This is a genomic window from Mesorhizobium sp. J8 (genome assembly GCF_016591715.1).
Lineage (GTDB): Bacteria > Pseudomonadota > Alphaproteobacteria > Rhizobiales > Rhizobiaceae > Mesorhizobium.
Genome location: NZ_AP024109.1, coordinates 6,210,941 through 6,234,328, shown reverse-complemented (window position 1 = coordinate 6,234,328; position 23,388 = coordinate 6,210,941). Strand labels below are relative to the sequence as shown.

The window sequence follows — 23,388 nt, the reverse complement described above, 5'->3', positions numbered from 1 at the left end:
AGCCAATCTGATGCCTTCATCGACGAATTGAAATTGACTGAAATCGGCGATTTGTTATTCAAGGATGAATGAAAGAATTCGACTGGAACCTGATCAAGAGTTTCGTGACAGTGGCCGAGACCGGCAGCCTTTCGGCCGCGGCACGCAGGCTGGCGGCCAGCCAGCCGACGCTCGGCCGCCACATCGCCGAGCTGGAACAGGCGCTCGGCGTCACGCTGTTCCGGCGCGGGCGGCGCGGCTATGAGCTGACGGAAGCCGGCAGCGCGCTCTACGAGCGCGGGCGGGCGGTCAGCGAGCAGGCCAATGCGTTCTCGCTGCTGGCGCTGGGTTCCGTGGAGGCGATCGAGGGCACGGTGCGCATCGCGGCAAGCGAGGTGGTCGCCGCCTTCGTGCTGCCGCCGATGATGGCACGGCTCGGCGAAGAAGAGCCGGGCATCGAGGTCGAGATCGTCGCCTCCAACCAGGTCGAGAACCTGTTGCGCCGCGATGCCGACATCGCCATTCGCATGGTGAAGCCGGCGCAGAACGAGCTGGTGGCGCGCAAGGTCACCGACATTCCGCTCTGCCTATGCGCGGCAAGTGCCTATCTCGACCGGCGCGGCCGGCCGGAAACACCCGCCGATCTGGCCGAGCAGGCCCTGGTCGGCTTCGACCGCAGCGACGAGATCATTCGCGGGTTCACCGCATTCGGCATTCCGGTCGGCCGCAGCCATTTCCGCTTCAGGACCGACAACCAGATCGTGCTGTGGGAGGCAGTGCGGGCGGGAAACGGCATCGGCATCGGCCAGGAGCCGCTGGTCGACCGCGATCAGGACCTGGAGAAGCTGCTGCCTGACGTGCCCCTGCCGGTCCTGCCCGTATGGCTCGCCATGCATCGCGACGTGCGCACCAGCATGCGCATCCGCCGCGTGGCGGATTTCCTGCACGAGGAGCTGAAGCGCTATTCCGCGGGCACAGGTTCGGGAGCGAATTCAGCCCGGTGAGCGAGCCCGGCCATCAGGAGCACGATGACCAGCAATCCGGACAGCGCGACGAAGATCGGGCCGAAGCTCGAATGCTCGGCGACGAAGCCGATCGCCGAGGGCGCCACCAATATGCCTGAATAGCCCATCGTGGTGACGACGCTCATGCCGGTGCCGGATGACATGCCTTCCTGGTTGCCGCCAGCCGAAAACAAGATCGGCACCATATTGGCGATGCCGAAGCCGCAGAAGGCGAAGGCGGCGATGGCAAGGTAGGGCGAGGGCGAGAGACCGGCGACCAGCATGCCGGCCGCGGCCACCAACGCCGAGCCGCGCAGCGTCGCCACCGCGCCGAAGCGGTTGCGCACGCCGTCGCCCAGGAAGCGCATGAGCGCCATGACGCCGGAGAAGGCGGCATAGGCGAGGCCGGCGACCGCGAGATCGGCGCCCAGCTCCTGGTGCAGGAACAGCGCCGCCCAGTCGAGCACCGCGCCTTCGGAGATCATGGTGAGCAGCGCCATCAGCCCGACCAGATAGACGGCGGCGTGCCGCGGCAGCGTGAATTTCTGGTGCTCGACCGCCTGCGGCTTGTCGTCCGCGACGAGATAGCGAATGGCGAAGGCGATGACGGCAAAGGCGATCACCGTCACCACGACGGCATGGGGAAGATAGCCGTAGGTCTGGATCGAGTAGCCGCCGAGCGCGCCGCCGGCGAAGCCGCCAAGGCTCCAGAAGCCGTGCGAGGACGACATGATCGCCCGCGAAAGCCTTCTTTCCACCACCACGGCGTTGGAGTTCATCGCGACATCCATGCCGCCGATCGAGCCGCCGAAGATGAGCATGGCGATGGCCGCCAACGGCACGTTGGGCGCGAGCGCCACGATCAGCAGGCCGAAGCTGCCGCAGACGCCGAACCAGCGCGTCACGCTGCGCGAGCCATGCCTGGAGATGAGATGGCCGCACCAGGTCATGGCAATGACCGCGCCGACTCCGAACAGGAAGATCAGAAGGCCGAGCGTGAATTTGGTGATCTCCAGCCGGGTCAAGAAGACCGGGATCTGCGGCGCCCAACTGCCGGTCAGAAAACCATTGGCGAGGAAGATGCCGGCGACGGCCCAGCGGCCGCGCGTCGCGGCCTGCATCATGGTTTGCACGCTCATGGTCCGATGCCTGCCAAGCAAATGGTTCGCGCGGCAAATTAGATCGATTCAATCGGCAGTCAAGCGCTGCCGCCCGAAAGTGCTTGGGCCAAGCCGCGTCACCGACACGGTGCTTACCGTTCGGGCCGGAACGGGGCACAGTGGCAGTGTCCATCCCTAGACAACACAGGACCCAGCATGACCGCTCTGCTTCCCGCCGAACTCGCCTGGTACGCCACCGGCCGCTTCTATCGCGCCAAGGATGGCGCGATGGCCGATTACGGATATTTCCTGCATCTGCCCTTCTTCGACGTGCCGCTGTCCGACGCCAAGCGCGCCGAGACGGGGGCGTGTTTCACTTTCGCGGCAAGGCCTTTCAAGGCTCAGGGGATCGAGAATGGGGCGTTGTCGCTCGGGCTCGACCCGGTGGGCGAGTTCTCGCTTTATCTGCAGCGCCGGCCGACATGGACCTTTGACGACCCAGCTTCCTTCGCGCAAGGCGAATGCATCGCCACCTTCCGCCGCACCAGCCTGGTGGCGGGCACGACGGTTGCGGTCTCCGCCGGCACCACGATGGTGCAACTGATCGGCACCAACGTGTTCAGCGCGCGCCTTGTCGCCAGCAGCGCATTCGAGTTCGGCGGCGGCCGCCACGATCTGGCGCGCTATATCGGCGAGGGCGTGACCCAGTTCGGCACCTCGGCGGCGACGCCGATCGCGCCGCCGCCGACCGGCTATGATCTGGTGCTGCCGTTCACGGGATACGCCATAGCGCTGGGCCGAGCCGGGTAACGCTTCGACCAGGATCGCGATCGTCAATGATCCTTCGGCCGCTTTGCCTCGAACTCGGCCTTCTTGGTTGCGGAAGCCTCGGTCTGGTGGAGCGCCTGCCATTCGGCATAGGGCATGCCGTAGATGATCTCGCGCGATGCATCCTTCGACAGCGCGACACCCTCGGCCTCGGCGGCTTCGCGATACCAGTTGGACAGGCAGTTGCGGCAGAAGCCGGCGAGGTTCATCAGGTCGATGTTCTGGACATCGCCGCGTTCGCGCAGATGCGCCACCAACCGACGGAAGGCTGCCGCCTCGAAGTCGCGCTTCTGGTCGTCGCTGAGTTCGGTCATGGCGAAAACTCCCGGCCTGTCGGCTTTCTCACACCGGCCCGGTGCGCGAGCCGAACATTTTAACCTGGTGTATATCGGGACGGCGGTCGATGGCGTCAACGATCGGCGCCAGCCGCTCGGCCCAGGCAAGCGCCCCGGCGCGGTCGGCGATCAGGTCCTGGCGGATCTCGATCAGCGCATGCGCGTAGCCGTTGACGATGGCATGGCGGAACATGGTGTCGCCGCGCAGGGCGCCGTCATAGGGTTCGTTGTCGCCGACGACGAGAGACTTGTCCTCAGCCAACATGTCGATCAGCGGCCGCGCCACGCGGTCGTCGCGGTCCCACAGCACGCCGACATGCCAGGGGCGGACGAAACCTTGCATCACCGGCGTGAAGGAATGGACAGAGAAGATGAACGGCGCCTTGCCGGAGGCGTGCGCCACGGAAGCGATCATCGCGCCGACGGCGTCGTGATAGGGCCGGTAGAAACGTTCGAGCCGCCGCTCGCGTTCTTCCGCGCCAATTGGATAATTTCCCGGCACCACGGTTCCGTCATAGAGCTGACGGATCATGGTCGGGTCGTCCTCGCCCCGGTTGGGGTCGATCAACAGCCGCGAGAAACCGGCCAGTACGGCCGGCGCGTCGAGCGCGGCCGCCAGTTCGCGCGTCACCGTCTCGACGCCGATGTCATAGGCGATGTGACGGTCGAATTCGGCCGCCGGCAAACCGAGGCTGCCATATTCCTCCGGCAGGTCGCGGCGGGCGTGATCGGCCAGGAGCACGACGCCTTTCTTGCGGTCGCCCTCGACGACGTCGAACGGCGTGAAAACTGTGGATCGGGTCATCGGCTGAAAATGGGACGGCGGCTGCGATGTGGTATCGTCATTTCATGAAGAGGACGCCGGCGCAATGCCGTTGTTTGGCCAAGGTTTCCGCAAAAAATGTCCGGTACGGGGAAAATTTGCGCGAGGGGCCGTTCTAAATCGATTGGAATTGAACAAAACGGCGCGTTGACATGCGACCGGAGTTTGCTGAAAAGGGGCTTCGAGAGATGCAAATGTGGTTCGCAAGGGGATCTGCGATGGGTTTTGCCGGCCGGTTGCGCAAGCGCCTGGCCGTGCCGTTGCTGATCATCGGCGCGGGATTTTTCGCGATTGCCGCGACCTCGCCGGCCCGGGCCGACTTCCGCGTTTGCAACGCAACGCAAAATCTGGTGGGCGTCGGCATCGGTTATCGCGCCAAGGCCGGCTGGATCACCGAGGGTTGGTGGCATATCGAAGGATCGACCTGCAAGACGCTGATCGAGGGGCCGCTGTCATCAAGATTTTATTATCTTTATGCAGAAGACGCCGAACGTGGCGGGCGCTGGGACGGCCCGATCAACATGTGCGTCGCCGAAAAAGAGTTCAAAATCGCCGGCGTAAATGATTGCGTCGCCCGGGGCTTCCAGCGCGCCGGATTCCAAGAATATGACACGGGCGAGCAGGCCAGCTGGATGGTCCAGCTGACCGACGAGCCCGCAACGGGAGGCGCGCCAGCAGCGGCCCCCGCTCCGGGAACAAACAGTCAATGAGACGTAACCGCAAGGTCAAGATCCTCGCCACCATCGGTCCGGCTTCCTCCTCCGAGGAAATGCTGCGGAAGCTCTTCGAAGCGGGCGCCGATGTCTTCCGCATCAATATGAGCCATACGGACCACGAGCTGATGCGCACGCTGGTCGGGCGCATCCGCGCGGTCGAGGCCGCCGTCGGCCGGCCGATCGGCATCCTCGCCGATTTGCAGGGACCGAAGCTCAGGGTGGGCAAGTTCGCCAACGTCAAGGAAGCGCTGACACCCGGGCAGACCTTCACCCTCGACGACAATCCGGAGCCAGGCAATTCCAGCCGTGTCTACCTGCCGCATCCCGAGATCCTGAGTTCGGTCGAGGCCGGTCACAGACTTTTGATCGACGACGGAAAGCTGGAGCTGAAGGCGGTGAAGGCCGACGGCAAGTCGATCACCTGCACGGTCGTCGCCGGCTCGGGAATTTCCGACAAGAAGGGCGTCAGCCTGCCCGACACCGACCTGCCGGTCGGCGCGCTGACCGAGAAGGACCGGGCCGACCTCGACGCGGTGCTCGCCGCCGGTGTCGACTGGGTGGCGCTGTCCTTCGTGCAGCGGCCGGAGGATCTGGCCGAGGCGCGCAAGATCGCGCGCGGCCGCGCACTGATCATGGCCAAGATCGAGAAGCCGCAGGCGGTTGCCCGGCTCCCCGAAATCATCGAGCTCTCCGACGCGCTGATGGTCGCCCGCGGCGATCTCGGCGTCGAGATGCCGATCGAGGCCGTGCCCGGCATACAGAAGCAGATCACGCGCGCGGCGCGCCGCGCCGGCAAGCCGGTGGTGATCGCCACGCAAATGCTGGAATCGATGATCACCGCGCCCGTGCCGACCCGCGCCGAGGTCTCCGACGTGTCGATCGCGGTGTTCGAAGGCGCGGACGCGATCATGCTGTCGGCCGAATCCGCGGCCGGCGCCTATCCGGTCGAGGCGGTCGGCATGATGAACCGCATCGCCACCAAGGTCGAAACCGACCCGACCTATGCCGGCATCATCAATGCGCAGCGCTCGGAGCCCGAGGCGACCGGCGCCGACGCCATTTCGCTCGCCGCGCGCGAGATCGCCGAGACACTGAAACTGTCGGCGATCATCTCCTACACGGCGTCCGGCACGACCGGCCTGCGCGCCGCGCGCGAGCGCCCGCAGGTGCCGATCGTGGCGCTGTCGCCGATCCTCAACACGGCGCGTCGCCTGTCGCTTTTATGGGGCACGCATTGCGTCGTCTCGGAGGACGCCACCGATCTCGACGACATGGTCGACCGGGCCTGCCGCATCGCGCTGGAGGAAGGTTTCGGCAAGCCGGGCGACCGGGTGATCATCACCGCCGGCGTGCCGCTGAGGACGCCCGGCTCGACCAATATGCTGCGGATTGCCTATGTGGGGTCTGAGACGCATTAGGGCGTTTCACCGTTTCACGGAAACGGCGAAAACGCTCTATCTCTTTGTTTTTACGCAATTCGGAAAACCGCTCATACTTTCCTGGAATTGCTCTATCTATGCCGATATTCAGGTGAGGCCGGTCTGCAAGTAGCGGCTCCTTCGCTTCCGGTGCTCACGTGCTTTGAGTACACTCCGCTCCGGTTCTCGGAAGCCACTACTTTCGACTCGGCTTGACCTGAATCCCGACATAGCTGACCGTCTCGCCGTGGCATTCAGGAGCCAATTCCCGAAAATTTCAGCCCGGCGCGAGCTCGGCGTCGGGCACTTTGATGTCGGGGCATTTGCCGTCGTTGTGGGCATCGCCGGCGATCCGGCCCTCCACGGTCCTGGCCAGCGCTTGCAGATCGACATCTTTGCCTGCGACTTTCTGGATTGCGCCAACGATGAGGTCAGGGGCGATCCAGTCCGGCTTGTGGCCGAGATTTGGGACCCAGATCAATTCGGCGCCGGGAATGTCGCGCTTCAGGCCAACGGAATGGATCGTGGCGTAGACCACCTTGTCGCGGTCGCCCGAGATGACGATGGTCGGCGCCTTGATCTCGCGGTATGAGGGTGCGGCGGCGCGGACATAGTCGTAGAGCTGGGCGACGTCGCGGGCATTCGCCCGGAAAGCGGATGGCCTGAGCACCAGCGGGATCGAGGCGTCGCCGATATAGAGTTCCGGCACTTTGTTGGGCGAGAAGACGCAAGCGGTGGCATCGCCGATCCGCAGCATGCCGGCCGGATAAGCGAGCGTTTCGGAAAACAGCCAGCCGATCGCCGGTGTGACGGTGAGCTTGTAATACCAGGCGGTCGCGCCGCCCGGCCAAGGATGCGTGGCGGCTGACACGAAGACGAGGCCGGCTGTTTTGTCTGGATGCTGGCGGGCGAAAGCCGTGGTGATCGCGCCGCCGAAGGAATGCGCGACGATGACGGCCTTTGCGATGCCGAGCCGGTCCATCAGCGCGGCGATCGTGTCGGCCTGCGCGGCAAGCGTTTCGTTGTCGCCGCGCTCCGACCAGCCGAAACCCGGACGGTCGAGGAACAGCATCTCGGCGCGGCCTTCGAGCAAGGGCTTCAGCGGCAGCATCTGGTCCTTCAGATTGGCGCTGGCGCCGTGGATGAACACGACCGGCGGCAGGTCGGCGCCGGCCGGCGCCGGGACATGGACATAGTGGACGCGCGCGCCCCTGATCTCGGCGAACGCGCCGACGGGCGGGCTGCGGCGCTCGATCGACCGGGCGCCGACGCGGGTGATGCCGGCCAGGGCAAAGAGGAGCGCAACGAGGAAGAGGAGGACGGCGCAGGTGAGATTCATGCAGGGGAGATACGGGCGAAGGCTGGATTGGTTTTAGGGGGCAGTAGGGCAGTAGGGCAGTAGGGCAGTTGGTGAGCTCTTTCCCTACTGCCTTACTGCCCTACTCCCTTACTGCCTTAAATCAAATTCCCTCGCCGGCCAGCTCTTCCGAGAGCGTCGAGACCTGGTTCTGGGCGCTGCGCATCATCGGGTAGATCGCCAGCACCTTCTGCCAGGCTTCCAGCGCCGACTGCTTGTGGCCGGTCTCGGTCATGATCTGGGCGAGGCCCGAAAGCGCGCCGAAATGGCGCGGCTCGAGCTGCAAGGTGCGGTCGATGTCGGCCATCGACTTCCCGTAGTTCTTCATCAGGAAATGCACGGTGGCGCGGCGGTTCCAGCCCTCGGCATAGTCGGGCTGCAAGGTCACGACCTGGTCGAGGAAGTCGAGGGCGACGTCGAACTTCTGGTCTTCCGTCGCCTTTTGCGCCCACTGCATCATCAGGTCGATCGAGGCGCTGCCCGACTGGTTCCACTCGTTCCAGATGCGGCCGGCGATGCGCTCGGCCGCCTTCTCATTGCGCTCGCGCTTCAGCTCGGTGAAGAGCTGGTCGAGACGGCCTTGCTTGGTCGGGGCAGTTGGCGGCGGCGTGGCGGCCGGCGGCGCGGTATCCGGAGGCAGCGCGCCCGGCACCTCCTCAGCCCCCGCAGGCAAAACCGTGCCGGAAAGCAAAAGGGCGGCGAAAAATGCAAAAAGAATCCGCATCGCCGGAATCTAGTCCCGCACGGCGGATCGTCAAAGTGATTTTAGCGTGAGAGCGCCGGCGAACCGGCGTTCGACATCAGCGCGGCTGCCGCATGTCACTTCCTTCGGGCGACATGCATCGCGCCGCGCAGCAAGGCTCAGCCCTGGCGCGCCTTGTAGCGCGGAGCGGTCTTGTTGATGATGTAAATGCGTCCCTTGCGGCGAACCAGCCGGTTGTCGCGGTGACGCGCCTTGAGCGCCTTGAGCGAATTCTTGATCTTCATGGTCTTGCCTGTTCGGTCAGGGCCCGTCCCGGGCCGAATTTTAAAGGCGCGCCCGGAAAAAGCGCGCCTTTGAACTTGGCGTGGCTCATAAACGAGGACTGTTGTCCGTGTCAACCACGTGACGATGCCCGAATGCCACAAGTGGCGCGGCATATCAAATATTCGCCATCCGGCCGCATGGCATTGCGCGACTCAAGGGCGGCTGGAATGGTGGAATCAGCGCGAAGCGACCGGAGATTGCACATGCGCCGCCTGCTTTTGCCTGCCTGTCTGGTCTTGGTTGCGACCGCCCCGGCCGCCTGGGCGGAAGATTGCGACCGCAACGACGACAGCCAGTCGATGCTGAACATCTGCGCCGATGCCGACTACCAGGCGGCCGATGCCAAGCTCAACGCCGCCTATAAGAATATAATCAGCAGCAACGACCAAGCCTCGAACAAGCTGCTGCAGGCGGCGCAGCGCGCCTGGATCGCATTTCGCGATGCCGAATGCGCCTATTCGACCGCCGACAGCGAGGGCGGCTCCATCCACCCGATGGAGGTGTCGCAATGCCTGACGAAGCTTACCGACGAGCGCATCAAGCAGCTCACTTCCGGCGCCAACTGCAAGCTCAGCGATCCGAGTTGCGCCGGCTCGGACGCGGGCGACGACCAGGATATCCAGTAGCGACGCCTATCGGGGCCTGATGAGGCGCGTGAAATGGCCCATCTTGCGGCCGGGGCGCGACTCGGCCTTGCCATAAAGGTGCAGCATCAGGTCGGGTTCGTTAAGCAGCGTCGCCACCTTCAGCATGTCGTCGCCGATCAGGTTTTCCATCACGCAGTCGAAATGGCGGAAAGGCGAGCCCAGCGGCAGCCCGGCGACGGCGCGGATATGCTGCTCGAATTGCGAGACGACGCAAGCGGCTTCCGTCCAGTGGCCGGAATTGTGCACGCGCGGCGCGAGCTCGTTGGCGAGCAGCGAGCCGTCGGCGAGAACGAAGAACTCGACGCCGATGACGCCGACATAATCGAGCGCGGCGAGGATTTTGGCCGCCCCCTCCTTGGCCGCTGAAGCCGTTTGCCCACCGATGCCGGCAGGCAGGGTCGAGGTCCGCAATATCCCTTCGCGGTGAACATTCTCGGCCGGATCGTAAACCGCGACCGCGCCGCCCAGCCCACGCGCGGCGATCACCGAAATCTCGCGCTCGAAGGCGACCAGCGATTCCAGGATAAGCGGCACATTGCCCATCGCCTCGCAAACGCCGGCAAAGCCGCCCGTTTCCATGTTGCGGAAGACACGCTGGCCCTTGCCGTCATAGCCCATGCGGCGCGTTTTCAGCACGCCGCGGCCGCCGAACTTCTTCAACGCTTCGGTCAGCTGGTCGTCGTTGTCGACCGGGCAGAATTCGGCGGTGGGAATGCCGATGCCGTTCAAAAAACTTTTCTCGGTGACGCGATCTTGCGCCACGTCGAGCGCGCGGGCCGGCGGATAGACCGGAACCCTCGCCGCCAACGTTTCGGCAGCGACGACCGGGACATTCTCGAATTCGTATGTGACGACGGCGCAGGCAGCCGCCAGATCGGCAAGTGCCGCCGGATCGTCATAGGCGGCGACGATCTGGCGGTTGGCGACTTGCGCGGCCGGGCAGTCGGCCTGCGGCTCCAGCACGATGGTGCCGTAACCGAGGCGCGCGGCAGCCATGGCCAGCATGCGGCCAAGCTGGCCGCCGCCAATGATGCCGATGGTCGATCCGGGCGCCAGGCTCACGGGGCGTCCGTCGGCTCGGCGGCAACCTTGGCGGTTTGCGCCGCGCGCCAGGCGTCGAGCCGGGCGGCGAGCTTGTCATCGCTGAGCGCCAGCACGGCGGCGGCGAGAAGGGCGGCATTGGCGGCGCCTGCCTTGCCGATGGCCAGCGTGCCGACCGGGATGCCGGCCGGCATCTGCACGATGGACAGCAGCGAATCCTGGCCCGACAGCGCCTTGGATTCGACCGGGACGCCGAAGACGGGCAGCGGCGTCATCGCCGCCGTCATGCCGGGCAGATGCGCCGCGCCGCCGGCGCCGGCGATGATCACCTTGAAGCCGGCGGCCTTGGCGCCCTTGGCGAACTCATAGAGGCGGTCGGGGGTGCGGTGCGCCGAGACGATCAGCCTCTTGTGCGGGATGCCCAACGCCTCCAGCGTTTCCGCGGCCTGACGCATCGTCGCCCAGTCGGACTGGCTGCCCATGATGATGGCGACGTCGGCACGCTGATCGGTCAAGGTTTCGCTCCCGGCGGCAAAGGCGCGCCTTAGCGGAATTCGCCGATAGGCGCAAGGATTGTCGCGACGGCGGTCCTCCCGGCCGGCGGGGTCCGCAGCCTTGGCCGTCGCCCTGCGCCTGAAGCGCGTCGCGATCTTTCAGGTTCGCTCCCTGCGCTTTAGGCTTTGATTGTGCGCATGTCTTCATCCCGAAACCGGTCTCCACTTCGGGAGACATGCTTTACGCGATGATGTCGGGGATGATGCGGTCTTCCAGCGCCGACAGCCGGTCTTTCAGCATCAGCTTCTTCTTCTTCATGCGCTGGATTTGAAGCGGGTCACAGCCTGTGGCGATCATCGCGTTGATGGCGGCGTCGAAATCGGCGTGTTCCTGTTTGAGCCGGGAATATTCAAGGCGTATTTCAGCCTGTTCCTGTTCGGACATTATCTACCATCTGCGTATGCATCGCCCAATCGGGCTGTCTGGGCGGGGCCGGTCCGTTTGTGACCGGCGCGCTGCCCTTATCACATTTCACTTTGTCGTGGAATGCTACCACGTGGCATTCGACATCGAGGTCGGTTGGTGGCAAACTGTCATCGTGCCGTCACAGTCGCAACCTGCGGTGGAGGCGCCTGCGACGGCTGCAATCGAGGAAACCATGAAAGGGAGAACCAATCATGTCTCTTGCATCCCATCTTGATGAGCTGCAGCGAAAGCATGGCGATATCGAGCGCGAACTTATCGACGCGATGAACCATCCCTCGGTAGACGACCTCGAGATCGCCACTCTCAAGCGGCGCAAGTTGGCAATCAAGGACGAGATTGAAAAGCTGAAGGCGAAACCGACCGCACACTGAAACTCCTCCGGCATCATAACCGCTCCCGCCGCGGTGCAGCCTCCCGGTGGCAAGAAATGCCACCGGCTTGGTGACTTACACTGAATTCTTTCACCGTTTTGGGCGCGCATCCCCCGCCCCGATGCCCCTTCTAGCCGCATGGCGGCCGATCGGGAGCAGCGGATTTGCCGCTCTTGCCCGCCGCTTGCCATTGACAAGCCATCTTTGCTCCGCCACCTCATGCCCGGAACTTTCAGATGAAGGCGGCCGGCATGACCGGATATTTTTCCTCTCCCTTTCCGCGGCGCAACTCGGTCGGCGTTTCGGTCGGTGGCGTGATCGTCGGCGGCGGCGGCCCGGTGGTCGTGCAGTCGATGACCAACACCGACACGGCCGATGTCGACCAGACGGTCGCCCAGGTCGCGGCGCTGCACCGCGCCGGCTCGGAAATCGTGCGCATCACGGTCGACCGCGACGAGAGCGCGGCCGCGGTTCCGCGCATCCATGAGCGGCTGCTGCGGCTCGGCATCGATGTGCCGCTGGTCGGCGACTTTCACTATATCGGCCACAAGCTGCTCGCCGATCATCCGGCCTGCGCCGAGGTGCTGGCCAAATACCGCATCAACCCCGGCAATGTCGGCTTCAAGGAAAAGAAGGACCGCCAGTTCGCGGCGATCGTCGAAATGGCGATCAGATATGACAAGCCGGTGCGTATCGGCGTCAACTGGGGCTCGCTCGACCAGGAGCTTTTGACCCGGCTGATGGACGACAACCAGGCGAAGGGCTCGCCGCTCACCGCGCAGGAAGTGACGCGCGAGGCGATCGTGCAGTCGGCGATCCTGTCGGCCGAGATGGCGGAAGAGATCGGGCTTGGCCGCGACAAGATCATCCTGTCGGCCAAGGTCAGCGGCGTGCAGGACCTGATCGCGGTCTACACCGAGCTCGCCACCCGCTCCGACCATGCCCTGCATCTAGGCCTCACCGAGGCTGGCATGGGCACAAAGGGCATCGTCGCCTCGTCGGCGGCGATGGGCATCCTCCTGCAGCAGGGCATCGGCGACACGATCCGCATCTCGCTGACGCCGGAGCCGAATGGTGACCGCACCCGCGAGGTGCAGGTGTCGCAGGAACTCCTGCAGACCATGGGTTTTCGGCAGTTCGTGCCGATTGTCGCGGCCTGCCCCGGCTGCGGGCGCACGACGTCCACGGTCTTCCAGGAGCTCGCCCAGAGCATCCAGGCCGACATCCGCAAGAACATGCCGGTCTGGCGCGAGAAATATCCGGGTGTAGAGAACCTCAAGGTCGCGGTGATGGGCTGCATCGTCAACGGTCCGGGCGAATCCAAGCATGCCGATATCGGCATATCGCTGCCCGGCACCGGCGAGACACCGACGGCGCCGGTCTTCATCGACGGCAAGAAGGCGGCGACGCTGCGCGGCCCCTCGATCGCGCAGGATTTCGAGAAGATGGTCGCCGACTATATCGAGCAGCGCTACGGACACGGCAAAGCAGCGGCCGAGTAGGCCGATGCACCGTTTCCTCACGGCGACCCTGGCCTTGCTTTTCTGCTTGAGTTGGGTGGCGGCCGCGTCCGCCGATCCGCCGCAGTCGAAATCGGCTGCCAAACGGCTGATCGACCGTGTCTGCGACCTGATCGAAACCCAGGCCCAGCAGAATGGCCTGCCCAAGGATTTCTTCGCCAGGCTGATCTGGAAGGAAAGCCGCTTCGATCCGAACGCGGTGAGCCCGGTCGGAGCGGAAGGCATCGCACAATTCATGCCCGGCACCGCCAAGATGCGCGGCCTGGCCAATTCCTTCGACATCGAGCAGGCGATCCCCGCTTCGGCGAAGTATCTCGCCGAAATGAAGGCTGGCTACGGCAATCTCGGGCTCGCGGCGGCGGCCTACAATGCCGGCGAGAACCGCGTGTCGCGCTGGCTCGCCTCCGGCGGCTTCCTGCCGATGGAGACGGAAAGCTATGTGTTCGACATCATGGGCGAGCCCGTCGACAAGTTTTCCGACAAATCCTATGCCGGCACCGTGCCGCCGCTCGACCCCAAGACGAGTTTCGCGGTCGCATGTCGCCGGCTGCCGGTGATCATGTCGCGGACCGTCGCCATGGCTTCGATCAACGTCAAGCCGTGGGGCGTGCAGGTGGCGGGCAATTTCCGCCGCTCGGCCGCGATCGGCCAGTGGCTGAGGGTCAAGAGCCGGTTCCCGGCGCTGCTCGCCAGCCATGATCCGGTGGTGAGCCGGGTGCGCACGCCGATCGGTCGGCGCGGCATCTACGCGGTCAGGATCGGCGCGGACTCGCGCGGCGAGGCCAACACCATCTGCAACAAGCTGCAAAGCGTCGGCGGCGCCTGCGTGGTGTTGCGCAACCGGTGACTACGCCGTCTTCGCCGCCACCGTCTCGCTGAGCCAAGTGCCGATCTTGGCGCCGAGGCGGTCCGGCGAGACCGGCTTGGGCAGATAGTCGTCCATGCCGGCTTCGATGCATTTTTCGCGATCGCCCTTGAGCGCGTGCGCGGTGACGCCGATGATCGGCGTGTGATCGCCATTGCGCGCTTCGATGGCGCGGATGGCGCGGGTCGCCTCGTAGCCGTTCATCTCCGGCATCGAGACGTCCATCAGCACCAGGCGGGGGCGCAGCGAACGGTACATCTCGACAGCGGTGCGGCCATTGCCGGCGATGCGGTAGCTGAGACCGAAGCCGTTGAGGATCTGGCCGAAGACTAGCTGGTTCACGTCATTGTCCTCGGCGATCAGGATATCGATCGGGCCGCTCGGGGCGGCGGTCGACTCCGGCGCGGCCGGGATCGGAACGGCCGGGCCGCGGATGACGGTAAAGGCCGGCGGCGCGGCCTGCGTCGCGACCGGCTCGCGCACGAAATGGGCCTTGGCGCCTTGCGTGCGTGCCTTCTGGATGGCGGAGATGACGGTGCCCAGCAGCACCGCCGAGCGGGCCGGCTTGGTGAGATGCGCGACGATGCCGAAATCGATCACCATCCTGCCGAAATCGACCTGGTCGACCGAGGTGAGCAGCACGACCGGAATGGTGGAAAGGCGGCTGTCGGCGGCAATCGCCCTCGCGACATCGGCCCCGTTCATGCCGGGCATCTGGTAATCGAGGATGATGCAGTCGACCGAGGCGCCGAGTTGGCAGGCGCGATCGAGGAAGGCAAGTCCGACGGCGCCGCTTTCGGCCGCCGCGCAGTCGAAGCTCCAGCTTCTGAGCTGCTCCAGCAGGATCGCGCGGTTGACCGGATTGTCGTCGATGACCAGCACCCGGGCGCCGGTGACATCCATCGGTACGAGCTCGTCGCGCGACTGCTGTTCGTGCACCGGCAGCGGTACTGCGAACCAGAAGACGGAGCCGCGGCCGATCTCGCTTTCGACGCCGATCTTGCCGCCCATCAGGTCGACGAGACGAGCGGATATGGCGAGACCCAGCCCGGTGCCCTCATGGCGGCGGGTCGAGGAGCCGTCAACCTGGGCGAATTTCTCGAACACGCTTTGCAGCTTCTCGGCAGGGATGCCGATGCCAGTATCCTCGACGCGGACCTTGAGCTGGACCACGCCATCGACGACATCGCCGCCGACATCGACCAGGACATGGCCCTTTTCGGTGAACTTCACGGCGTTGCCGAGCAGGTTGGTGACGATCTGGCGGAAGCGCCCGGCATCGCCGACGACGAAGGCCGGCAGGCGCGGATCGACGCGCACGATGAGCTCGAGGTTCTTTTCGGCAACGCGCGCCGACACCAGCGTCGCCACGTCCTCGACCGCTTCGGCCAGGCGGAAGGGTGCGGGGTCGAGGGTGAGTTGGCCGGCGTTGATCTTCGAGAAATCGAGGATGTCGTTGATGATGGTGAGCAGCGCGTTGCCGGATTTGACGATGACGTCGGTGAAGGTTTTCTGGCGCGGCGTAAGCTCCGTCTTGGCGAGCAGCTCGGCCATGCCGAGAACGCCATTCATCGGCGTGCGAATCTCGTGGCTCATATTGGCGAGGAATTCGGACTTGGCGCGGTCGGCAGCCTCGGCCTTGAACAAGGATGCTGCGGTCTCGGCGAAGGCGCGGCGGATCGCGTTCTCCATCGGCCGGAAGATCAGCACCGCGGCGATGGCGAGCACGGCGAACAAAAGGCCGCTCGCCCACAACAGCAACCGGTCGCTTGAAGCATCGGCGAGGCGGCGCTCCTCGTCGAGCGCGGTGCGCACCTTCACCAGCATGGGCTGGGCGAAAAGGTCGTTCTGGTTTCGGATCTCTCGGTAGCTCCACTCGTCGACCTTCTGGGCGACCGCCATCAGGTTGAAGTTGCGCACCATATCGCGCGCCGACCAGAACAGGTCGCCATTGACCGAAGCGGTGTCCAGCGCGTTGAGAGTGCCCTTCGACAGGCGCGGCCTGATCGCGGCAAGCTGGGCGTTCAAGATGCCGATCTCGGCCATCAGGCGTTCGGAATGACCGCGCGCGGCGGCGGTCAGCGCGTCGCGCGTCTCGCTGCGCCAGGCGGTGCCGGTCGTCTCGGCGAAATTCGTGGCGTTGCGCAAGTCGCGCGCGAAGATGACGAAGTTGCCGCTGAGAGCATCGACCTCGTGGCGATAGGAATTCACACGGTTGAGCGCGAACATGACGGCGGCCGAAGCCAGCGCGAAGACAAGCAGTCCCGAAATGTAGCGGATCCGGATCGACCGGAGGAAGGAAGAATATTCCGGCATGCGCAACCCCAACACATACGCACAATTTTAATGGGCGGGATTACGCTTGATTTACATTAAGATTTCGTATGGGGAGGTGGTTGCCCAGGTGCAGAGGCGACGTATCGCCTCCGCGACAGGTAAGCCAAGCGCCGGACTTGCGGGCAGCGCTTTGAAACCGGACGGCAGATGGTCATTCCGTCGTATCGGAGAGGATACGGTTTCCCTTGCGCAGCGTGATCCGCCGTTGGGGATGCTCGTCTCTTGCGGCTTGAAAAATGGCGCGGGCAAGCTGCGCCGTAACGGCGCGTGCTAGAACCCGTTCGATGGTCTCGTGACTTTCGGCGTGCCAGAGCTCGATACGATAGGGCAGCGCTTCGGCCGAACGGGAAGAGTTGGCGCTCCGTGTCATAGACAGGCCTCTGCCTAGTTCGTCGGGCCGTTCCATCTCGAAACGAAATTGTTCTTGTGGCGCAAGGTGACGTAACGGTCCGGATGCTCGCGCGTCGCTGCGTAATAAGCGGCGTAGCCGATGCTGGCATTTGCCGTGACGGCAAGAACTTGTTCGACGCCGTTCTTGGCGGTGTTCCACAACTCGACCCTGTACGGGAGTTCGTCATGCTCGGCAGAGCCAAGTTCGTGAGAGACGGGGTTTTCCTCGTCGTCTCCAGGATCGTTTTCCGGGGCAAAGCTGTACAAATAGCCCGGGTTTGTCAGGTTCGATGCGAGCGCGGATGAATATGTCGCCATTGGTCCAAGCTTGTTGCTGTGCCGGATCGGCGGGGCTATGCTGCTGACGCGTCACCGGACGAACTGCTTAACGCGAGCGTAGAACGCGGGTTCGACAATGCCACTGACCACAACGGACGCGCAACATTTTTCCGACAGCCATCGGCTCGAATTCTTCATCGACGCTGTTGCCGATTACGCCATCTATACCCTCGATGCAGATGGCTTCATCACCAGCTGGAACACCGGCGCGGAGAAAATCAAGGGCTACGTGGCTTCGGAAATCCTGGGACAGCATTTTTCCCGGTTTTTCACCACCGAAGATCAGGCGAACGGCGTTCCGACCGAGATGCTTGCCAAGGCAAAGGCGGAGGGAAGATACGAGGCCGAAGGGTGGCGGGTGCGCAAGGACGGAACCAGGTTCTGGTCGAATGGCCTTGTTCAACGGGTGCTGGATCGCAACGGCGTTCTTTTGGGCTACGCGAAGATCACGCGAGACATCACCGAACGTGTCGCCGCGCATCAGTCGCTCCTGCAGAGCGAGCGGCGCTTCCGCATCCTTGTCGACGGAGTTACTGACTACGCCATCTATATGCTCGATCCAAGCGGTATGATCACCAATTGGAACGCTGGCGCCGAGCGGCTGAAAGGCTACGCCGCCGAGGAGATCGTAGGCCAGCATTTTTCCAAATTCTATACCCGTGAAGAACGCGCAAAGGGCACGCCGCTGCGCGTCCTCGAAGCAGCCGTGCAGAACGGGCGATATGAAGGCGAGGGCTGGCGCGTCCGCAAGGACGGCAGCCGTTTCTGGGCGTCGGTTGTCGTCACCCCGATCCATAACGACGCAGGCCAGCTCGAGGGATTCGCCAAAGTCACGCGCGACATCACCGAGCGCCGGGCGGCGCATGAAGCTTTGCGTCAAAGCGAGCGCCAGTTCCGCCTGCTGGTGAGCGGCGTGACCGACTATGCGCTTTTCATGCTTGATCCCAACGGGCTGGTGACCAGTTGGAACGCCGGCGCGGAGCGCATCAAGGGCTACACGGCCGAAGAAATCATCGGTCAGCACTTCTCACTTTTTTACACGGAGCATGACCGTGCCGCCGGTTTGCCTGGTCGCGCGCTCCATACGGCAACACGGGACGGGCGCTTCGAAACCGAGGGCCATCGCGTCCGCAAGGACGGGACGCTGTTCTGGGCGAATGTCGTGATCGATCCGATCCGCGACGAGCGAGGAGAACTGATCGGCTTCGCCAAGATCACGCGCGACATTACCGATCGACGCGATGCGGAAATCGCACTCCGGCAGGCGCAAGCGCAACGCGTTCATGCCCAGAAAATGGATGCGCTTGGTCAACTGACCGGCAGCATCGTGCATGATTTCAACAACCTTCTGACGGTGGTCGAAAGCTATGTTCGCCTGGGGAAGAAAGTCGGCGCCGATCCCGAGATGAAGCGGGCGACCGAATCCGTGGAACGTGCACTCCAGCGCGGCACCGCATTGACACGCCAGCTGCTGGCCTTCTCGCGCAAGCAGGGTGCCCACGCCGAGGTGGTGTCGCTGGCAGAGCGAATAGAAGCCGTTCGCGGGATGATAGCGGGCTCCATGCGCAAATCGGTGAAATTGGTCGCCTCCGTCGGACCCGAAATCTGGCCGGTGAAGGTCGACCCCGGCGAACTGGAGCTTGGTCTCGTCAACATTGCCTTCAACGCGCGGGACGCCATGCCTGACGGTGGCCTGGTAACGGTCACGGCGGAGAATATGCTGCTATCGAGCGATGATAACGCGGCCGGCCTGCAAGGTGAATTCGTCGCGTTACGGGTGGCTGACACAGGCATCGGCATTGCGCCAGACGTGCTTCCGCAGGTCTTCGAACCGTTCTTCACGACCAAAGGGCCCGAGAAGGGCACAGGCCTCGGGCTCGCGCAGGTCTATGGCTTCGCGCAGCAGTCGGGCGGCGCGGTCACGATCGACAGCGAAGTCGGCAAGGGCACGACGGTGACGGTCTATCTGCCGCGGGCCGATATGGCAGTCGCCGCGCAGAGCGCGGAGCCGGAACAGCCGGCCAGCGCAAATGTGGTGCCGTTGAGGACAAAGGGCCGCCTTGCCGGGGATCAAGACTGACAACGTTGCCACACATGCTATGAGGCGGGGACGAGAGAGCGGTATCGGCCGGCCACCACCGCAACGATCGCCAGGTGAAGCAGGATCGCGAGAGCCGCGCCGATCAAGTGCGGGACAAGACCTTCCGTCCGGCCAATCGTCCAGATCGTTGCGACGCTCAGCGGCAAAAACAAAAGGACGCTGGTGACGAGGCCGGGATTGTATTTGCGCAGCCGCGCCGATGTGACGAGATGCGCGAGCGCGTTGACGATCATGACATAGGGAGCGACGAGGCCCCAGGCGGGTCCCCATAGGAATGCGGCGTAAAGAGCCAGCAAGTTGATGCTCCAGACGAAGGGCAGGTTGATGACGAGAACAGAGGCGATGGTCAGGGCGTCGCGACCGCCGAAGACATGCTCGTTGGCAAATTTGCGGAACCGGTCGCCGGTGTGCTCCTCGACCTGATGGACCATGTAAAACGGGCTGTGCAGGAAGATCAGGAACAGCGGCAGCGGGAGCGAGAGAATTGGCGCGGCCGCCATAAGCGACGCAGCCATGAACCCCGCGCCAATCACCCAATATTCGGCCAGCCAGCCTTGCAGCTTGAGCATGGTTCCCGGCGTCCTCCGGCATTTGTTCAGCCGGCGATCTTGCACGAACGGATGCGCATCGCCAGAGCCATTCGAGGGCGTGGACGCCCTGCCGATTTGCTGCAACACCACTTTTCACTGGAACTGCACCGCGGGGTGATCGACGAAAGAACGAAGCCTCAATAACCTTGACCGTCGCGGCGCGGATGGTCGGCTGCGACCGGTGGCTGATTTCCGTTCGGAAGCGGTCCTACCGCGCCAAATCCGGCTGGCGGATCCGCGTCGGACGTTGACTGCCGCGACTGTCCCTGAGACAGTCGATAAAAGTTGCGCTCCAAAGGGTGGTATTCCGCAGGTCAGCCGCCAGTTGCTCTGGCTGCGTGCCGTCGATCAGTAGTGGGAACGCGAGCATGAGGAGCGGCCGTGAGAGAACCTATACAGCGGACAATTGAAACCAACGGCATCCGCCTCAATGTCGCGGAGCAGGGCGAAGGGCCGGTGGTGCTGTTGTGCCATGGCTTCCCTGAATCCTGGTATTCCTGGCGGCATCAGCTGGGCGCGCTCGCAGCGGCGGGCTTCCGCGCCGTCGCCCCCGACATGCGAGGCTACGGCAAGAGCGACCGGCCGGAAGCGATCGACCAATACACGCTCTTTCATCTGGTCGGCGATATGGTGGGCCTTCTCGACGCTCTCGAGGTCCCCAGCTCCGTCATCGTCGGCCACGACTGGGGCGCGGTGGTCGCCTGGCATGCCGCGCTGCTGCGGCCGGACCGCTTCCATGCCGTCGTCGGCCTCAGCGTGCCGTTCCGGCCGCGCGGCAATGCGCGTCCGACCAGCCTCATGCCGCGAACGGCGGAGTCCCAGTTCTACCAGCTCTATTTCCAGCAACCCGGCATTGCCGAGGCGGAGCTGGAACGGGACCCGCGGGCCACGGTGCGCGCCATGCTTTACGCGGTGTCGGGAGACGCTTCGGACGGCGGCGCCGGAATTGCCATGGTCCCGCACGGCGGACGCCTCCTGCAAGCCGCCGAGGTTCCTGCAAGCCTGCCGCACTGGCTCAGCGAAAGCGACATCGATTTCTACGCCGGCGAGTTCCAACGCGCCGGCTTTGCCGGGGGTCTCAACTGGTACCGCAACATCGACCGGAACTGGGAACTGATGGCGCCCTTTGCCGGCGCGCGGATCAAGGTGCCCGCGCTTTACGTGGCGGGCGACCGCGACCTTGTGGTCGCCTTCCCCGGCATGGATCAACTGTTAGCCAATATCAGGAACTTCGTCCCGCAAATCCGCGACACGCTGATGCTGCCCGGCTGCGGGCATTGGACCCAGCAGGAGCGTCCGCACGAGGTCAACGCCGCGATGATCGATTTCCTGCGGAGCTTGCCGAACTGGGGCTAATCCAAGGCAAAAGCGAGTATCGGCTCCGACACGGAAGTTGGGCGTGCCGCTCGGCAAGCGACTCGCCCGGTTCAAGTCAGGCACTATCCTTGGCGCGGTAGGCGTCGGGAAGAATGAAGACCTCGTCGGCACGGCCATAGCCGCCGTCGGGAACTTCCTCGATCAGCACCATGGTGTACGGGCGCACGCCCTCGCCGAAATAGTCGACGAACATCTGCGTGGTCTTGTGGATGAGGTCCTCCTTCTGCGCTTTTGAGAGGGCGGTCTCAGGCATCTTGAAGTTGGCGAAGGGCATTTCCAGGTTCCTTCCGGGTTGGATTCACGGCTCTGAAGATGGCCGGCGCGGGCCGGTCTCAGTTCGTTGTCCCGGAGCGGATATAGACTGCGGCGCACGCCGGATAATTACCCAGCCATGGACAGCAGTATTCGGAGAGAGCGAACAATCGGAGCCGTTGTCGGCCGGCATCGGCCGCCGGCCTGTCACGGGTCAGTTGCTGCGCGTCGCCACGAAGGTCGCGGCTTGCTTGAGCAGCTCGGCCGCGTCGCCATAGGGGTCGAGCAGGGCATGCGCCTGGTCGATCAGGCCGTGGAGCTGGCCGCGCGCCCAGTCGGGGCCGTGCAGCGAAACAAGAGTCGCCTTACCGGCGGCGGCGTCCTTGTTGGTCGCCTTGCCCATCTGCTTGGCGTCGGCGGTGAGATCGAGCAGATCGTCGGCGAGCTGGAAGGCAAGACCGATCGCCGAGCCGAATTCCGCCAGCCGCTCACGGTCGGCGGGCGGCGCGCCGGCGACGATCGCGCCGGCCTCGCAGGCGAAGCGGATCAGCGCGCCGGTCTTCATCGCCTGCAGGGTGATGATGCCGGCCTCGTCCGGCCGTTTGCGCTCGGCCTCGAGGTCAAGCATCTGGCCGCCGACCATGCCGCCGGCGCCGGCCGCGCGGGCAAGGGCGAGAACGAGCGTGGCGCGGCGCTCGGCCGGCAGCAACGTCGCGTCGTCGGCGATGATGTCGAAGGCCAAAGTCAAAAGCGCATCGCCGGCGAGGATCGCGGTCGCCTCGTCGAAGGCCTTGTGCACGGTCGGCTGGCCGCGCCGCAGATCATCGTCGTCCATGGAAGGCAGATCGTCATGGATCAGCGAATAGCAATGCACGCATTCGAGCGCCGCCGCGACGCGCAACGCGGCGTCATTATCGGCGGAAAACAGCGCGGCGCTTTCCGCGACCAGAAAAGGCCGCAGCCGCTTGCCGCCATTGAGCACGCCATGGCGCATCGCCGCCATCAGCCGCTCGGGCCGCGCGATCTCGCCGGTGAGCGGACGCGCGTCGAGGATCCGGCGCAGCTCGGTCTCGACGGCGGCGGCGCGCATGAAAAGCGCTGTGTCGAAGGCGATCTCGTCGTCTTTGCTCATGGCCGGGACCGGTAGCCGACACTCAGACATTGCGCAAGCAGGCGCGCGCCTTTATGCCGATGGGGGCGAGGCATGGGTGGGACGGCTTGACGGAACCGATCGTCGAACATGGAAGCGAAGGGCTGGACATGGCGCGGCCGCGGCGCCTGAACCGCGCCGGTCTGAGGCGCCTCGGCCGGCGTTGCCTGGTCGTCGCCATCGTTCTGGCGGCCATACCGGCCGTGCTCACCTTCCTCTACCTGCCGTCCTTCGTGCATCCGGTCTCGACCCTGATGCTGAAGGATCTCGTGACTTTTTCCGGCTACGAGCGGCGCTGGGTGTCGATCGACGACGTGGCGCCGGTGCTGGCGCATTCGGTGATCATGTCGGAGGACGGGCAGTTCTGCTTCCACCGCGGCGTCGATCTCGGCGAATTGCGCGGCGTGGTCGACGACGCGCTGGCCGGCGAGGCGACGCGCGGCGCCTCCACCATCACCATGCAGACGGTGAAGAACCTTTTCCTGTGGTCGCGGCCATTGGGCAGCGTGCGCAAGGTGGTCGAGCTGCCGCTGGCGGTCTATTTCGACGCGGTGATGTCGAAGCGGCGGATCATGGAGATCTATCTCAACATCGCCGAATGGGGGCCGGGCATCTACGGCATCGAGGCCGCCGCGCGGCATCATTTCGGCGTCTCGGCCAAGCAATTGTCGCGACGGCAGGCGGCGTTGCTGGCCGTCAGCCTGCCCAATCCGATCGCGCGCAATCCGGCGAAGCCCGGACCGGGCTTGCGGCGGTTGGCCTCGCTGATAGAAAGGCGCGCCAGCCGATCCGGCGCCTATGTCGGGTGTCTCGATTAGGACGAAGCGGCGGCGCCACAAA

General features: G+C 64.5%; 26 protein-coding genes. 11 read left to right on the top strand and 15 right to left on the bottom strand.

Going from position 1 to position 23,388, the window contains the following annotated elements; all coding sequences use genetic code 11:
* The first annotated feature begins 68 nt into the window (after nt 1-68).
* Complete coding sequence (locus MJ8_RS29865; RefSeq protein WP_201412138.1) at nt 69-983, top strand: LysR family transcriptional regulator; 915 nt, start codon at nt 69-71, stop codon at nt 981-983.
* Here MJ8_RS29865 and MJ8_RS29860 read toward each other — a convergent pair.
* Complete coding sequence (locus tag MJ8_RS29860) at nt 941-2,122, bottom strand: MFS transporter (RefSeq protein WP_201412137.1); 1,182 nt, start codon at nt 2,120-2,122, stop codon at nt 941-943. The genes MJ8_RS29865 and MJ8_RS29860 overlap by 43 nt on opposite strands.
* 177 nt (nt 2,123-2,299) lie before the next feature.
* On the opposite strand from MJ8_RS29860, the gene MJ8_RS29855 reads away from it, so the two are divergent.
* The gene (locus MJ8_RS29855; protein ID WP_201412136.1) at nt 2,300-2,893 is read left to right on the top strand and encodes a hypothetical protein; all 594 of its coding nucleotides are present in this window, start codon (nt 2,300-2,302) and stop codon (nt 2,891-2,893) included.
* A gap of 23 nt (nt 2,894-2,916) precedes the next feature.
* On the opposite strand, the gene MJ8_RS29850 is transcribed toward MJ8_RS29855, so the two are convergent.
* Nucleotides 2,917-3,225, bottom strand: a complete 309-nt coding sequence (locus MJ8_RS29850; RefSeq protein ID WP_201412135.1) for a DUF1244 domain-containing protein — start codon at nt 3,223-3,225, stop codon at nt 2,917-2,919.
* Nucleotides 3,226-3,253: 28 nt separating this feature from the next.
* Nucleotides 3,254-4,051 carry an N-formylglutamate amidohydrolase gene (locus MJ8_RS29845; RefSeq protein WP_201412134.1) on the bottom strand — a complete coding sequence of 266 codons (798 nt, stop codon included), beginning with the start codon at nt 4,049-4,051 and terminating at the stop codon, nt 3,254-3,256.
* A 236-nt stretch (nt 4,052-4,287) separates the two neighbouring features.
* Here MJ8_RS29845 and MJ8_RS29840 point away from each other — a divergent pair, with 236 nt between their 5' ends.
* Together MJ8_RS29840 and pyk are read left to right on the top strand one after the other, a co-directional pair.
* Nucleotides 4,288-4,779, top strand: coding sequence for a DUF1036 domain-containing protein (locus MJ8_RS29840; RefSeq protein WP_140901679.1), 492 nt, complete (start codon nt 4,288-4,290; stop codon nt 4,777-4,779).
* Nucleotides 4,776-6,203, top strand: a complete 1,428-nt coding sequence (pyk, locus tag MJ8_RS29835) for a pyruvate kinase (RefSeq protein WP_201412132.1) — start codon at nt 4,776-4,778, stop codon at nt 6,201-6,203. Before MJ8_RS29840 ends, pyk begins: the two co-directional genes overlap by 4 nt.
* Nucleotides 6,204-6,480: 277 nt before the next feature.
* Here pyk and MJ8_RS29830 read toward each other — a convergent pair whose 3' ends face one another.
* The 3 genes from MJ8_RS29830 to ykgO all read right to left on the bottom strand — a co-directional run bounded on the left by MJ8_RS29830 (nt 6,481) and on the right by ykgO (nt 8,547).
* Complete coding sequence (locus MJ8_RS29830; RefSeq protein ID WP_201412131.1) at nt 6,481-7,542, bottom strand: alpha/beta fold hydrolase; 1,062 nt, start codon at nt 7,540-7,542, stop codon at nt 6,481-6,483.
* Between the two features lie 121 nt (nt 7,543-7,663).
* On the bottom strand, nt 7,664-8,284 hold the full coding sequence (locus MJ8_RS29825; RefSeq protein WP_201412130.1) for a tetratricopeptide repeat protein: 621 nt from the start codon (nt 8,282-8,284) through the stop codon (nt 7,664-7,666).
* A gap of 137 nt (nt 8,285-8,421) precedes the next feature.
* The gene (gene ykgO, locus MJ8_RS29820; RefSeq protein ID WP_040974291.1) at nt 8,422-8,547 is read right to left on the bottom strand and encodes a type B 50S ribosomal protein L36; all 126 of its coding nucleotides are present in this window, start codon (nt 8,545-8,547) and stop codon (nt 8,422-8,424) included.
* 243 nt (nt 8,548-8,790) lie between these two features.
* Here ykgO and MJ8_RS29815 point away from each other — a divergent pair, with 243 nt between their 5' ends.
* Nucleotides 8,791-9,213, top strand: a complete 423-nt coding sequence (locus tag MJ8_RS29815; RefSeq protein WP_201412129.1) for a lysozyme inhibitor LprI family protein — start codon at nt 8,791-8,793, stop codon at nt 9,211-9,213.
* Between the two features lie 6 nt (nt 9,214-9,219).
* On the opposite strand, the gene MJ8_RS29810 is transcribed toward MJ8_RS29815, so the two are convergent.
* The 3 genes from MJ8_RS29810 to MJ8_RS29800 all read right to left on the bottom strand — a co-directional run bounded on the left by MJ8_RS29810 (nt 9,220) and on the right by MJ8_RS29800 (nt 11,214).
* On the bottom strand, nt 9,220-10,296 hold the full coding sequence (locus MJ8_RS29810) for a 5-(carboxyamino)imidazole ribonucleotide synthase (RefSeq protein ID WP_201412128.1): 1,077 nt from the start codon (nt 10,294-10,296) through the stop codon (nt 9,220-9,222).
* Nucleotides 10,293-10,790 (bottom strand): 5-(carboxyamino)imidazole ribonucleotide mutase, encoded by a 498-nt coding sequence (purE, locus tag MJ8_RS29805; protein WP_201412127.1) that lies wholly within the window; start codon nt 10,788-10,790, stop codon nt 10,293-10,295. Before purE ends, MJ8_RS29810 begins: the two co-directional genes overlap by 4 nt.
* 220 nt (nt 10,791-11,010) lie before the next feature.
* The gene (locus MJ8_RS29800; RefSeq protein WP_040985243.1) at nt 11,011-11,214 is read right to left on the bottom strand and encodes a YdcH family protein; all 204 of its coding nucleotides are present in this window, start codon (nt 11,212-11,214) and stop codon (nt 11,011-11,013) included.
* A 233-nt stretch (nt 11,215-11,447) separates the two neighbouring features.
* Between MJ8_RS29800 and MJ8_RS29795 the strand changes: the two genes are divergently transcribed.
* The 3 genes from MJ8_RS29795 to MJ8_RS29785 all read left to right on the top strand — a co-directional run bounded on the left by MJ8_RS29795 (nt 11,448) and on the right by MJ8_RS29785 (nt 13,994).
* Nucleotides 11,448-11,627, top strand: coding sequence for a YdcH family protein (locus MJ8_RS29795; protein WP_040998838.1), 180 nt, complete (start codon nt 11,448-11,450; stop codon nt 11,625-11,627).
* A 251-nt stretch (nt 11,628-11,878) separates the two neighbouring features.
* A complete protein-coding gene (gene ispG, locus MJ8_RS29790; RefSeq protein ID WP_201412126.1) occupies nt 11,879-13,129 on the top strand; it encodes a flavodoxin-dependent (E)-4-hydroxy-3-methylbut-2-enyl-diphosphate synthase in 1,251 nt (416 codons plus the stop codon).
* A 4-nt stretch (nt 13,130-13,133) separates the two neighbouring features.
* Nucleotides 13,134-13,994 (top strand): lytic transglycosylase domain-containing protein, encoded by an 861-nt coding sequence (locus MJ8_RS29785; protein WP_201412125.1) that lies wholly within the window; start codon nt 13,134-13,136, stop codon nt 13,992-13,994.
* Here MJ8_RS29785 and MJ8_RS29780 read toward each other — a convergent pair whose 3' ends face one another.
* From MJ8_RS29780 to MJ8_RS29770, 3 genes are all read right to left on the bottom strand, one after another.
* Nucleotides 13,995-16,328 (bottom strand): response regulator, encoded by a 2,334-nt coding sequence (locus tag MJ8_RS29780; protein ID WP_201412124.1) that lies wholly within the window; start codon nt 16,326-16,328, stop codon nt 13,995-13,997.
* Nucleotides 16,329-16,500: 172 nt separating this feature from the next.
* Nucleotides 16,501-16,719: a hypothetical protein gene (locus MJ8_RS29775; RefSeq protein ID WP_201412123.1), complete on the bottom strand. Its 219-nt coding sequence runs from the start codon at nt 16,717-16,719 to the stop codon at nt 16,501-16,503.
* 14 nt (nt 16,720-16,733) lie between these two features.
* The gene (locus tag MJ8_RS29770; RefSeq protein ID WP_201412122.1) at nt 16,734-17,057 is read right to left on the bottom strand and encodes a hypothetical protein; all 324 of its coding nucleotides are present in this window, start codon (nt 17,055-17,057) and stop codon (nt 16,734-16,736) included.
* A gap of 97 nt (nt 17,058-17,154) precedes the next feature.
* Between MJ8_RS29770 and MJ8_RS29765 the strand changes: the two genes are divergently transcribed.
* Nucleotides 17,155-19,158, top strand: a complete 2,004-nt coding sequence (locus MJ8_RS29765) for a PAS domain-containing sensor histidine kinase (protein ID WP_201412121.1) — start codon at nt 17,155-17,157, stop codon at nt 19,156-19,158.
* Nucleotides 19,159-19,175: 17 nt separating this feature from the next.
* Here MJ8_RS29765 and MJ8_RS29760 read toward each other — a convergent pair whose 3' ends face one another.
* Nucleotides 19,176-19,748 carry an HXXEE domain-containing protein gene (locus tag MJ8_RS29760; protein ID WP_201412120.1) on the bottom strand — a complete coding sequence of 191 codons (573 nt, stop codon included), beginning with the start codon at nt 19,746-19,748 and terminating at the stop codon, nt 19,176-19,178.
* A 402-nt stretch (nt 19,749-20,150) separates the two neighbouring features.
* Between MJ8_RS29760 and MJ8_RS29755 the strand changes: the two genes are divergently transcribed.
* A complete protein-coding gene (locus MJ8_RS29755; RefSeq protein WP_201412119.1) occupies nt 20,151-21,125 on the top strand; it encodes an alpha/beta fold hydrolase in 975 nt (324 codons plus the stop codon).
* 76 nt (nt 21,126-21,201) lie between these two features.
* On the opposite strand, the gene MJ8_RS29750 is transcribed toward MJ8_RS29755, so the two are convergent.
* Together MJ8_RS29750 and MJ8_RS29745 are read right to left on the bottom strand one after the other, a co-directional pair.
* Nucleotides 21,202-21,420 (bottom strand): tautomerase family protein, encoded by a 219-nt coding sequence (locus tag MJ8_RS29750; protein WP_201412118.1) that lies wholly within the window; start codon nt 21,418-21,420, stop codon nt 21,202-21,204.
* Between the two features lie 192 nt (nt 21,421-21,612).
* A complete protein-coding gene (locus MJ8_RS29745) occupies nt 21,613-22,530 on the bottom strand; it encodes a polyprenyl synthetase family protein (RefSeq protein WP_201412117.1) in 918 nt (305 codons plus the stop codon).
* 128 nt (nt 22,531-22,658) lie between these two features.
* Between MJ8_RS29745 and MJ8_RS29740 the strand changes: the two genes are divergently transcribed.
* Nucleotides 22,659-23,366, top strand: a complete 708-nt coding sequence (locus tag MJ8_RS29740; RefSeq protein ID WP_201415622.1) for a biosynthetic peptidoglycan transglycosylase — start codon at nt 22,659-22,661, stop codon at nt 23,364-23,366.
* Nucleotides 23,367-23,388: the final 22 nt, after the last annotated feature.